The sequence below is a fragment of the Neisseria yangbaofengii genome, from assembly GCF_014898075.1.
Taxonomy (GTDB): Bacteria; Pseudomonadota; Gammaproteobacteria; order Burkholderiales; family Neisseriaceae; genus Neisseria; species Neisseria yangbaofengii.
This window is the reverse complement of sequence record NZ_CP062976.1, coordinates 892,816-905,506: the sequence shown is the minus strand read 5'-3', so window position 1 is coordinate 905,506 and position 12,691 is coordinate 892,816. Positions and strand designations below refer to the sequence as shown.

General features: G+C 49.9%; 10 protein-coding genes and 1 pseudogene. 9 read left to right on the top strand and 2 right to left on the bottom strand.

The features are described from left to right. Nucleotides 1-85 precede the first annotated feature (85 nt). On the top strand, nt 86-1,747 hold the full coding sequence (gene recN / locus H4O27_RS04400; protein ID WP_165008963.1) for a DNA repair protein RecN: 1,662 nt from the start codon (nt 86-88) through the stop codon (nt 1,745-1,747). Between the two features lie 135 nt (nt 1,748-1,882). Here the strand turns inward: recN and H4O27_RS04395 are convergent, their stop codons facing one another. Next, entirely contained in the window at nt 1,883-2,023 is a 141-nt protein-coding gene (locus H4O27_RS04395; RefSeq protein ID WP_165008965.1) for a hypothetical protein, read from the bottom strand. A 143-nt stretch (nt 2,024-2,166) separates the two neighbouring features. Here H4O27_RS04395 and gshB point away from each other — a divergent pair, with 143 nt between their 5' ends. The 6 genes from gshB to pyrG all read left to right on the top strand — a co-directional run bounded on the left by gshB (nt 2,167) and on the right by pyrG (nt 9,137). After that, nucleotides 2,167-3,123 (top strand): glutathione synthase, encoded by a 957-nt coding sequence (gshB, locus tag H4O27_RS04390; RefSeq protein WP_165008967.1) that lies wholly within the window; start codon nt 2,167-2,169, stop codon nt 3,121-3,123. A 90-nt stretch (nt 3,124-3,213) separates the two neighbouring features. Next, nucleotides 3,214-3,618, top strand: a complete 405-nt coding sequence (locus tag H4O27_RS04385; protein ID WP_165008969.1) for a diacylglycerol kinase — start codon at nt 3,214-3,216, stop codon at nt 3,616-3,618. Between the two features lie 85 nt (nt 3,619-3,703). Beyond that, entirely contained in the window at nt 3,704-4,177 is a 474-nt protein-coding gene (locus H4O27_RS04380; protein WP_165008971.1) for a copper chaperone PCu(A)C, read from the top strand. Between the two features lie 131 nt (nt 4,178-4,308). Further along, a complete protein-coding gene (gene mnmA, locus H4O27_RS04375; RefSeq protein ID WP_165008973.1) occupies nt 4,309-5,409 on the top strand; it encodes a tRNA 2-thiouridine(34) synthase MnmA in 1,101 nt (366 codons plus the stop codon). A 272-nt stretch (nt 5,410-5,681) separates the two neighbouring features. Further along, nucleotides 5,682-7,358, top strand: coding sequence for an AMP-binding protein (locus H4O27_RS04370; protein ID WP_165008976.1), 1,677 nt, complete (start codon nt 5,682-5,684; stop codon nt 7,356-7,358). Nucleotides 7,359-7,502: 144 nt separating this feature from the next. Then, nucleotides 7,503-9,137 (top strand): CTP synthase, encoded by a 1,635-nt coding sequence (pyrG, locus tag H4O27_RS04365; RefSeq protein WP_165008978.1) that lies wholly within the window; start codon nt 7,503-7,505, stop codon nt 9,135-9,137. A gap of 69 nt (nt 9,138-9,206) precedes the next feature. Here the strand turns inward: pyrG and H4O27_RS04360 are convergent, their stop codons facing one another. After that, nucleotides 9,207-9,767 carry an opacity family porin gene (locus H4O27_RS04360; RefSeq protein WP_371865578.1) on the bottom strand — a complete coding sequence of 187 codons (561 nt, stop codon included), beginning with the start codon at nt 9,765-9,767 and terminating at the stop codon, nt 9,207-9,209. 209 nt (nt 9,768-9,976) lie between these two features. Between H4O27_RS04360 and cysI the strand changes: the two genes are divergently transcribed. Then, on the top strand, nt 9,977-11,740 hold the full coding sequence (cysI, locus tag H4O27_RS04355) for an assimilatory sulfite reductase (NADPH) hemoprotein subunit (RefSeq protein ID WP_165008982.1): 1,764 nt from the start codon (nt 9,977-9,979) through the stop codon (nt 11,738-11,740). 104 nt (nt 11,741-11,844) lie between these two features. Then, nucleotides 11,845-12,561: pseudogene (locus H4O27_RS04350) on the top strand (transposase). Nucleotides 12,562-12,691 lie beyond the last annotated feature (130 nt).

The following is a 12,691-nucleotide window of genomic DNA, read 5'->3' as shown; positions in this document are numbered from 1 at the left end:
AATCTTAGCTAAAATAAATCTATCTAAAGAAAACCGTTTAAATCACTCTTTTCAGACGGCCTTTATCATACTAAGGAATACCATCATGTTGCTGGCACTCTCTTTGCGCGATTTCGTGATTGTTGAAAACCTAAACTTAGATTTCCAAAACGGATTCACTGTTTTAACCGGTGAAACCGGTGCCGGAAAATCCATCACGCTCGACGCGATCGGCCTGCTTTTGGGCGACAAAGCCGATTACAGCCAAGTGCGCAACGGTGCTAAAGAAGCGCAACTTTCCGCCTTATTCGATATCGGCGGCCTGCCGCAATTGCAAGCCCAATTGCGCGAACAAGGCTTACTGGAAGACGATGCGGAAGAGCTCAACATCCGCCGCATTATCGATGCCAAAGGCAAAAGCCGCAGCTACATCAACAACCAAGCCGCCACCTTGGCGCAGCTCAAAACCATCGGCGGGCAGTTAATCGATATCCACGGCCAAAATGCCCATCATTCCTTAAATCAAGAATCCGCCCAGCGTCAGCTTTTGGATGCCTTTGCCGGCGCTTTGGATCAAGCCGAGAAAGTGCGCCAGCAATACCAAAGCTGGGTTGCGGCCAAAAAATCGCTGCAAGAAGCGCAAGAGCAATCCGAAAATATCGCTATCGAGCGCGAACGTTTGGAATGGCAGTTTAACGAACTGACCCAGCTCAACCTGCAAGCCGGCGAATGGGAAACCCTCAGCCAAAGCCACGACAGCTTGGCGCACTCTGCCGAATTGTTGCAAACGGCCGAACAAATCGGCGAAAACATCGATGGTGACAACGGCATCCAACGCCAAATCTACCAATGCCAAAAACTGCTCGGCAACCTGCAAAACATCGAACCGCGCTTTGCCGAAAGCCTGAATATGCTCGCCAGCATCGAAGCCGAATTGAGCGAAATCAGCGCCAATATGCGAGACGTAGCCGGCCGCACCGACATCGACCCCGATAAATTGGCCGTACAAGAACACCGCATGGCCGAACTCATGAGCATGGCGCGCAAATACCGCATAGAACCTGAAGCCTTGCCAGATAAATTAGCAGAAACCGCCGATCAATTGGAAACCCTGCACGCTGCTACCGATTTGGAAGCCTTGGAAGCAGCAGTTGCGCAACAATTCGCCGAATACCAAGAAGCCGCCCACACACTTTCGTCCATGCGCCATCAAGCCGCCGGCCGATTAAGCAGCGAAACCACCGGACACATGCAACACTTGGCAATGAAAGGCGCACGTTTCGACATCGTTTTGCTGCCGTCATCACCAACCGCACACGGCTTGGAGCAAGTGCAATTTCAAGTGGCCGCCAACAAAGGCAGCGTATCGCGCCCATTAAACAAGGTTGCCTCAGGCGGCGAATTGGCACGCATCAGCTTGGCAATTCAAGTCGTATCCAGCCAATACACCCATGTACCCACCTTGATTTTTGACGAAGTTGATACCGGCATCGGCGGCGGCGTGGCCGAAATGGTCGGCAAAGCCTTACGCGCTTTGGGCAAAAAGCACCAAGTCTTGGCCGTGACCCATCTACCGCAAGTTGCCTCATGCGGCGAACACCATTGGCAAGTGCGCAAACACAGCGAAGGCGAGCAAACCGTCAGCGAAATCCGCGTCTTAAACGAACAGGAACGCGTGGAAGAAGTAGCCCGTATGCTGGGCGGTGAAATCATCACCGATACCACCCGCCACCATGCAGCCGAATTGCTTACACTAGCCGCTGCCTGATTGGGTTTACATTGGCAACCATAAACTAGGCCGTCTGAAAATCCACCGGTTTTCAGACGGCCTAGTTTATCTTCACAATAAACCCTGCTTTATTTATCTCCCACGTTTTTCAAAGCTTCGCAAGCAGGTGTGCCATTATTGTTTTCTTTGCAGGCTCTGTTTTTGAAATTCACATGGCTTACGCAATTCTTCATTGTTGTAATCAGCATAATCGTTTGCCCACACCCTTGCAGGCAATAGTCCGAAAGCCAAAACTACAAACTTCATTTTCGTCATGTCACCCCCTTCTTCATGGTTAAATCAACCATATAATAATAAACATTACTTTTACTTAAAATATCAAAATAAACCCCATCTTGAAAATTTTCAGACGGCCTCAATAAGTGTATGATGGCACTATCTTATCTTAAGGAACCCCCATGAACGTTCTGTTTATCGCCGACCCGATGGCTACTTTCAAAACCTATAAAGACACCACTTACGCCATGATGCGCGAAATGGCCAAACGCGGCTGGCAGCTGGCGCATACTTTGAGCAGCGAATTGTCGGTGCAACAAGGTTTGGTGGTAGCACAAGCGGCACCGTTTGAATTTTTGGGTGCGAAAGACGAACACGATCACGCATGGTTTCAAAGCGGCGATAAAGTTCAGACGGCCTTAAAAGATTTCGATGCCGTGATTATGCGCACCGATCCACCGTTTGATATGCAATACCTGTATGCCACCCAATTTCTGACCTTGGCTTCCGAACAAGGAGCGAAAGTGTTCAACAGCGGCCAAGCCATGCGCGATTTCAATGAAAAACTGGCGATTTTGAATTTCAGCCAGTTTACCGCCCCAACCTTAGTCACCACCCACGCTGCAGATGTGCGTGCTTTCTTGCAAGAACACGGCGACATCATCGTCAAACCGCTCGACGGCATGGGCGGCATGGGCATTTTCCGCTTAACCGGCCAAGACCCCAATACCGGCAGCATTTTGGAAACCTTAATGCAGCTGGATTCACGCACCATCATGGCGCAACGCTATATTCCTGAAATCATCGATGGCGACAAACGCATTCTGATTATCGGCGGAGAAGTCGTGCCTTACGCCTTGGCACGCATCCCGCAAAATGGTGAAACGCGCGGCAACTTGGCTGCCGGTGGTCGCGGTGTGGCGCAAGAATTGAGAGCAAAAGACCGCGAAATCGCCGAAACGCTTGCCCCTGAACTCAAACGCCGCGGCATCTTGCTGGCTGGTTTGGACGTAATCGGCAGCAACCTGACCGAAGTCAACGTCACCAGCCCAACCGGTTTCCAAGAAATCATGAAGCAAAAAGGTTTTGATGCGGCAGCGATGTTTGCCGATGCGGTTGAATCTTGGTCGAAAGCTTAAATGAACTTTCAAGGCCGTCTGAAACCATTTCCCTTTTTCAGACGGCCTATTTATCTTGTTTACCTTATAAAACAACAAATCCATATCACCATGAAAAACGACTCTTACGCCGCAGCCAAAAAAGGCAAAACCGGTCTTCGGCGCATTATCAATGCGTTCGGCTATTCCAAAGACGGCCTGAAAGCCGCTTACCGCTTTGAAAGCGCATTCCGCCAATTGGTGCTGCTCAACGCCGTATTGATCATTACCGCCTTTTTGCTGAATTTCGGACCTGCCACACGCATTTTGCTGATTATGGCTTCGCTTATTTCTTTGATTACCGAATTGTTCAATACCGCCATTGAAGCCGCAGTTGACCATACGTCCACCGAAAAACACGATCTGGCCAAGCGCGCTAAAGATGCCGGTTCGGCCGCCCAGCTTTTGGCCTTGACCCTGTTGGCACTGGTATGGCTGATGTCGCTGTGGCGCGAATACGGGGTTAACCTGTTTTAACCTGTGTTTTAACCCATATCAAAGTATTCAGACGGCCTTTTCCTGTAAGATTATTTTATTACCATCGTTTACCAAGGAATGTGACATGAAAAAACTTTTGGCAACCTTAATCATCGCCGGTTTGGCAACTTCCGCATCAGCCGCAGGCATCCGCGTGAAAGATGCGTGGGCTCGCGCCACCGTAGAAGGTATGCACATGAGCGGTGCATTCATGACCATCCACAACGACAATGCCAAACAAGATTTCTTACTCGGCGGCAGCAGCGAAGTGGCCGAACGTGTTGAAGTGCATACCCACATCAACGACAATGGCGTAATGCGCATGCGCGAAGCGAAAGACGGCGTGCTATTGCCAAGCAAAGCCAATACCGAATTGAAACCGGGCGGCTACCACATTATGTTTATAGGTTTGAAACGCGCTTTAAAGGACGGCGAAACGATTCCGGTAACGCTGAAATTCAAAAATGAAAAAGCGCAAACTATTAATGTGCCGGTGAAAACCGCCCCTATGCCTGCCGCGCATAAACACAACCACGGCGAAGGCGAACACAAGCACTAATTTTTAGTGTATATATGATTGAAACAGGCCGTCCGAAAACCATGATTTTCAGACGGCCTTTCCATATCCACACTACTAAATATGCTATAATCCGGCTTTAAATTTTCCGTTTCTACCCCATATCTACCCGCATGAATACTCAACACACCCCGCAAAACATCATCGTCGGCCTGTCCGGCGGTGTCGATTCGTCCGTGACTGCTGCTTTGTTGAAAAAACAAGGCCACCAAGTCAACAGCGTATTTATGCAAAACTGGGAAGACGACGACAACGACGAATATTGCAGCATCAAGCAGGATTCATTCGATGCCATTGCCGTGGCCGATATTGTCGGTATCGACATCGATATTGTGAATTTTGCCGAACAATACAAAGACAATGTGTTCGCCTATTTCCTAAAAGAATACGGTGCCGGCCGCACGCCGAATCCCGATGTATTGTGCAATGCCGAAATAAAATTCAAATGCTTCTTGGATTACGCCATCGAACAAGGCGCGGATGCCATTGCCACCGGCCACTACGCACGCAAGGAAGTGCGGAACGGCGTGCATTACCTGCTCAAAGGTCTCGACCAAAACAAAGACCAAAGCTATTTCCTTTACCGCTTAAAACCGCATCAACTCGAGCGCGCCATTTTCCCATTGGGCGATTTGGAAAAGCCCGAAGTGCGCCGTTTGGCCACCGAATTCGAGCTGCCGACTGCTACGAAAAAAGACAGCACCGGCATTTGCTTTATCGGCGAGCGACCGTTTCGCGAATTTCTGCAAAAATACCTGCCGGCCAACAACGGCAAAATGGTCACCCCTGAAGGAAAAGTAGTCGGAGAACACGTCGGCTTGATGTTTTATACCTTAGGCCAACGCAAAGGTTTAGGCATTGGTGGTGCGGGCGAGCCGTGGTTTGTTGCCGCCAAAGATTTAGGCAAAAACGAATTAATCGTGGTGCAAGGTCACGATCATCCGCTGCTTTACACCAACAGCCTGATCATGAACGATTTGAGCTTTACCCTGCCCGATCGCCCGCAACCCGGACGCTACTCCTGCAAAACCCGTTACCGCATGGCCGATGCCGCCTGCGAATTGCGCTATCTCGATGATGACACCATCGAATTGGTATTCGACGAGCCGCAATGGGCGGTTACCCCCGGCCAATCCGCCGTGATTTACGACGGTGATGTGTGCTTAGGCGGTGGCATTATTATGTCGACCGATAAACCGGTTATCATCAAATAAAAGTCGAGACCTTTCCAAACCCTAGATTTGAGTACAGTTCAAAGTTAGAGCAGCGCAGAAACCCCAGGCATATCATGAAGATAGGCAAACTTTCGAGCAGCCATAACGAAGAAATGTGCCAAAGATAGGGAGTTTGCAAAGGTCTCAGGCCGTCTGAAGCTTTTCAGACGGCCTTTCTGTATTCAATCCGCTTAGGCTGCTATAATCGCTTGATCTAAACCATATCAATGGTTTTCTTCCATTTTATTATTACTACAAGAGACTGATTATCCATGGAAAAACCTTGGCTGCAAAGTTATGAAACGGGTGTGGCGCATGAAATCGACATCACCCGTTACCAATCCATTATTGATGTATTCCAAAAAAGCGTGGCCAAATTCGGCGACAAGCCGGCGTTTCAAAACATGGGCAAATCGCTCAGCTACAACGAAACCGCCAAGCTCGCCACCAATTTTGCCTCCTATCTGCAAAACGTATTAAAGCTGCAACGCGGCGGGCGCGTGGCCATCATGATGCCCAATCTGCTGCAATATCCGGTGGCGCTGTTCGGTATTTTGCAAGCCGGATTAGTAGTGGTAAACACCAACCCGCTCTACACCCCGCGCGAACTCGAACACCAACTGAAAGACAGCGGCGCGACCACCATTATCGTGTTGGAAAATTTTGCCAATACGCTGGAATTGGTGCTGCCGCGCACCGACATCAAACACGTGATTATCGCATCCGTTGGCGAAATGTTCGGCGCCATTAAAGGCAGTTTGATAAACTTTGTCTTGCGCAAAATAAAAAAAATGGTGCCAGAATACCGCATTGCCAACACCATTACCTTTCAGACGGCCTTGAAACAAGGTGCGGCGCAAACATTCCGCCCGGTTGAATTAAACCGCGGCGATACTGCCCTGCTGCAATACACCGGCGGCACCACCGGCGTGGCCAAAGGTGCTATGCTCTGCCACGGCAATATTTGCGCCAATATGATGCAGGCTTCGGAATGGATTAAAAACCTGTTGCGCCAAGGCGAAGAAGTGGTCATCGCCGCACTGCCGCTTTACCATATTTTCGCACTCACCGTAAACCTGATGATTTTCTCGAATGCCGGTTCCAAAATCATTTTGATTACCAACCCACGCGACATGAAAGGTTTTATCGGCGACATGAAAAAAGAACGCATCAGCGTGTTTGTCGGCGTGAATACTTTGTTCAACGGTTTGGTAAACCGCCCTGAATTTACCGAAATTGATTTTTCTAATCTGAAACTGACTTTGGGTGGCGGCATGGCCACGCAACGTGCCGTAGCGGAAAAATGGAAAAAAATCACCGGCACCCCCATCGTCGAAGCCTACGGCCTGACCGAATGCAGCCCGGGCGTGTGTTGCAACCCATTGAATATCGAAGCCTACAGCGGCGGCATCGGCTTGCCTGTTCCTTCTACCGAGGTTGAGTTGCGCGATGGTGATGGCAAACTTGTGCCGCAAGGCCAGCCGGGTGAAATGTGGGTCCGCGGTCCGCAAGTGATGAAAGGCTATTGGAACCGCCCGCAGGACACTGCCAAAGCCATGGATAACAAAGGCTTTATTGAAACCGGCGATATTGCCGTGATGGACGAAAAAGGCTGGTTCAAACTGGTTGACCGTAAAAAAGACTTAATCGTAGTTTCCGGCTTTAACGTTTATCCGAACGAAATCGAAGAAGTGGTCGCCCATCACGATAAGGTTTTGGAAGTCGCCTGTATCGGTGTGCCGAATGAAAAAACCGGCGAAGCCTTAAAAGTATTTGTGGTTAAAAAAGACGATTCGCTCACCAAAGAAGAATTGATCGATTTTTGCCGCACCGAACTGACTGCTTATAAAGTACCGAAGGACATCGAATTCCGCGACGAATTGCCGAAATCCAATGTCGGTAAAATTCTGCGCCGCGAATTGCGTGACGAAGTATTGAAAAACAAGTAGTCGAATGGGATTGATTCCATATCCATCAGGCCGTCTGAAAAGAATGTGTATTTTTCAGACGGCCTGTTTCGTTTTCCCCTGCTCACGTTTGCCAGTGCGGCTGCTTCAGGGTAAAATCACGTATTCCAACATGGGTATTTCATCATGACTAAATTTATATTCGTCACCGGCGGCGTTGTATCTTCCTTAGGAAAAGGCATCGCCGCCGCTTCTATTGCGACCATTCTCGAATCGCGCGGCCTCAACGTCACCATGCTCAAACTCGACCCGTATATCAACGTCGATCCCGGCACGATGAGCCCGTTCCAGCACGGCGAAGTATTCGTTACCGACGACGGCGCGGAAACCGACCTTGACTTAGGCCACTACGAGCGTTTCATCAACGCCACCCTCACCCGCCGCAACAGCTTCAGCGCTGGCCAAGTGTATGAAAACGTGATTGCCAAAGAGCGCCGCGGCGATTACTTGGGCGGCACCGTACAAGTGATTCCGCACATCACCGATGAAATCAAACGCCGCATTCACGAAGGCGCGGCAGGCTACGACGTGGCCATCGTCGAAATCGGCGGCACCGTTGGCGACATCGAATCGCTGCCGTTTCTCGAAGCCATCCGCCAAATGCGCAGCCAGCTTGGCCGCAACAATACCTTATTTGCCCACTTAAGCTATGTGCCTTACATCGCCGCAGCCGGTGAAATCAAAACCAAACCGACCCAGCATACCGTGAAAGAAATGCTGAGCATCGGCATCCAACCGGATATTTTAATTTGCCGCATGGACCGCATGATGCCGGAAGACGAGCGCCGCAAAATCGCCCTGTTCTGCAACGTAGAAGAACGCGCGATTGTCGGCAGCTACGATGTGGACAGCATCTACGAATGCCCTGAAATGCTGCACAACCAAGGCATCGACACCATCATCACCGAGCAGCTGCAATTGAATGTGCAGCAAGCAGATTTGACCGAATGGAAGAAAATTGTTCATGCCATTAAAAACCCGAAACACGTTGCCAAAATCGGCATGGTTGGCAAATACGTCGATTTGACCGAATCATACAAATCGCTGATTGAAGCCTTACGCCACGCCGGCATCCACACCGAAACCGATGTGCAGATTACTTACTTTGACAGCGAAGAAATCGAGAAAAACGGCGGCGATGTTTCAGCCTTGAAAGAAATGGACGCCATTTTGGTACCGGGCGGCTTCGGCGTACGTGGTGTGGAAGGCAAAATCGCCGCTGTGCGTTACGCGCGTGAAAACAATGTGCCCTACTTGGGCATTTGCTTAGGTATGCAGATTGCCTTGATTGAGTATGCTCGCGATATGGCCGGCTTGCCGGATGCCAACTCAACCGAGTTTAACCTAAAATGTGCATCGCCTGTGGTTGCCCTGATTGACGAATGGCAAACCGCCGACGGCAGCGTGGAAGTGCGCGATGAAAATGCCGATTTAGGTGGCACTATGCGCTTGGGCGCACAAAACGTCGAACTCAAACCGGACAGCTTGGCCGCTAAAATCTACGGCAGCGAAAAAATCCGTGAACGCCACCGCCACCGCTACGAAGTCAACAACAACTTTGTTCCGGCATTAGAAGCAGCCGGCCTGGTAATCGGCGGTGTATCAATGGGTCGCGAGCGCTTGGTAGAAACCATCGAATTACCAAACCACCCTTGGTTCTTCGCTTGCCAGTTCCATCCGGAATTTACATCTAATCCGCGCCAAGGCCATCCGTTGTTTAACGCTTTTGTAAAAGCCGCGTTGACCAATAAATCAGCCTAAACCTTGCATACAAAAAAGAAAGCACCTGAATCCCAGATGCTTTCTTTTTTGTGGCAAAACACAATTCAATTAAAACTTCACACGTACACCAACGGAAGCTTCGTGAGAGTGAACTTTAACATCATCGAATTTGCCCCAATAGTTATAACGATAACCGGCATCTAAGGCAACATTTTGAGCCACATCATAGCTCACACCGGCCAATACACCCGCACCGGTACGGGTTTTGCGGTAAGAGGCTGTTTCTTTATAACCGATGCCCTCTTCTGTCCAATCATCTGAAACCCGGTTAATACCTAAACGTGCGCCCACATAAGGTTTAACGGGCTGGTACATATCAAAATCATAAATCGCCGATACACCTACGCTTTGGAATTTAGCTTTGCCGCTACCGTCCGGTAAATCATAGCTATAATTTTTATAGTGGGTATAATCCACACCAACACGCACGTTGTTACCGAAATCATAACCTACAGTTACGCGTGGGCTAAAGCCGCTTTTAGAATCCGAAGCACCATTTTTGATTTTTACTTTAGCCACACCTACATCACCTTGTACATACACACCCGGCGTAGCCAAGACATGAGCCGATATCAACAAACCGGCAACGATTAAAGACATTTTCTTTATCATACTTTTACTCTCCCAAAAAAAGCCAAAGCACTATTGCATATGGCAGAATCATTGTAAACATATATAACGACACTGTAAAGAACATGGTCGCTTTGTGTATAAAAGAATATAACCAAAAACACTTATCATACAACCAAGCATTCTTTCCCATTTTCAGACGGCCTAGGTAAAGTAACGACCATATCAAAATAAGCCTAGGAACCACCATGACCACCACCGACCCACGTGCCAAACTGCCCGATGCCCCCTTAGCCGACAACGAACGCTTAAAAGGCCAAAGCCAACACTTGCGCGGCACTATTGCCGACGATTTAAAAGACGGCATGACCGGCGGTTTTAACGGCGACAATTTCCAACTCATCCGTTTCCACGGCATGTATGAGCAAGACGACCGAGACATCCGTGCCGAGCGTACCGATCAAAAACTCGAGCCGCTGAAAAACGTGATGCTGCGCTGCCGTTTACCGGGCGGCATTATCAAGCCCGAGCAATGGCTGGGTATCGATAAATTTGCAGGAGAAAGCACGCTCTACGGCTCTATCCGACTGACCAACCGCCAAACCTTCCAATTCCACGGTGTACTGAAAGACAATATCAAGCCGATGCACCAATGGCTCAACGAATTGGGCTTGGATTCCATCGCCACCGCAGGCGATGTAAACCGTAACGTTTTGTGCACCAGCAACCCTGTCGAAAGCGGTTTGCACAAAGAAGCTTACGAATGGGCAAAAAAAATCAGCGAGCATTTACTACCGAAAACCCGCGCCTATGCCGAAATCTGGCTGGATGGTGAAAAACTGCACTCTACCGAAGACTTGGTCACCGCACCCTTAGCCGATTCAGTGAAAAGCGGCGATGCCATCGAGCCGGTTTTGGGTAAAAACTACCTGCCGCGCAAATTTAAAACGACTGTAGTAATTCCGCCGCACAACGATGTTGACCTGCATGCCAACGACTTAAACTTTGTCGCCATCGAAGAAAACGGAAAACTGATCGGCTTCAACGTATTAGTCGGCGGCGGTTTGTCGATGGAACACGGCAACACCAAAACCTACCCCAATACCGCACGCGAATTCGGCTTTATCGGTTTGGATAAAGTATTGGATTGCGCCGCAGCTGTAGTTTCCGTGCAGCGTGACTGGGGAAACCGCAGCGACCGCAAAAACGCCAAAACCCGCTACACCCTCGAGCGCGTTGGTGTGCAAACCTTTATCGAAGAAGTAGAAAACCGCATGGGCACGAAATTCGAGCCGCTGCGCCCTTACGAATTCACTTCGCGCGGCGACCGCATCGGTTGGGTGCAAGGCGAAGAAGGCAACTGGCACTTGACCCTGTTTATCGAAAACGGCCGTCTGCTCGACTATCCGGGTCGTCCGCTTAAAACCGGTATGCGCAAAATCGCCCAAATCCACACCGGCGACTTCCGCCTCACCGCCAACCAAAACCTGATTGTGGCCGATGTGAAGCCGTCTGAAAAAGACACCATCGAAAAAATCGCCCGCGAACACGGCTTAATCAGCGACAGCGTTACTCCGCAACGCGAAAACAGCATGGCCTGCGTCTCCTTACCGACTTGCCCGCTGGCGATGGCTGAAGCCGAACGCTTCCTGCCAAGCTTTTCCGACAAAATCGATGAGGTTCTTGCCCGCCATCATTTATCGCACGAACACATTGTTTTGCGTGTGACCGGCTGCCCGAACGGCTGCGGCCGCGCCATGTTGGCTGAAATCGGTTTGGTCGGCAAGGCAGTCGGCCGCTATAACCTTTACACCGGCGGCAACCGCGAAGGTACCCGAGTTCCGCGTCTGTTTAAAGAAAACATCACCGAGCCGGAAATTTTAGAGATCATCAACCAATGGGTCGGCGCATGGGCGAAAAGCCGTAAAGCCAATGAAGGCTTTGGCGATTTTGCCGTACGCAGCGGCATTGTGAAACCGGTGGTTGATGCGCCACGCGATTTCTGGACGTAATGCATTACAACAAGTCTATCAATAGAAATAGAAACAAAGGCGGAAACCTTTGCCCCCCAAAAAAAACCTCTAAATTCCCCTAAACCGAATTTAGAGGATTTTCCATAAGCAGCTTTTTCCAACAAACCGCCCAAACCATCATTGCCATCAACGGCCTCGACCGCTTTCCGCTGCTCAAAATCAACCAAGCCATCGATTGCCAATCCATCCATAGCTATCTTGAGCAACAAAAAAAACACTGCATTCCCGACCGCCGCTGCCGCAACCGGTTGGCGCAAGACCAAACTTTGCCTTATCCGTCAGAACCGATTAACCGGCAAAGGCTTAAAAGTAGAAAAAGCCACCGCCGTTATCGATGCCGCCATCATCCAAACCGCCCGGCAAAGACAAAGACGCCCGTCGGATAAAAAAGACGGCAAATTCAAACAGCTGTAAACAACACACCGATACCGGCCAACTGCCTGTCAGCCCCGCCAACGAACACGAGTGCCGCCACTTCGACGGCACAGCCGAATACACCGCCGTATATGCCGGCAAAGGCTGCAATGCTTAAACAACAAAAAAAACTTTCAGACGGCATCATGCGTAAAGCCCGCCGTGGCCGCCCCTTAACAGACGAAGGCAAACAACGCAACCGATACTTATCAAATACCCGTTATGCGGCGGAACAGGGGTTCGGTACATTGCACCGCAAGTTCCGCTGCCGTAGGGCAACATATTTCGGCTTACGGAAAGTGAATGCGCAAAGTTATTTGAAAGCGGTGTGTTCGAATTTGCCCAAAGAGGCAAACAAATTTAACCTCGCTGCGCCTGCCGCCTGAAAATGGGAAATCGGGCGCTTGGGCGGCAGGATTCGGGGGAGTTTAGGGAAATATTGTGTGTTTGGAGGAGAAATAAAGGTTACTTGATAACCCAAGTAACCTTTATTGTTTGGAAAAGGGAGTTTTGCAA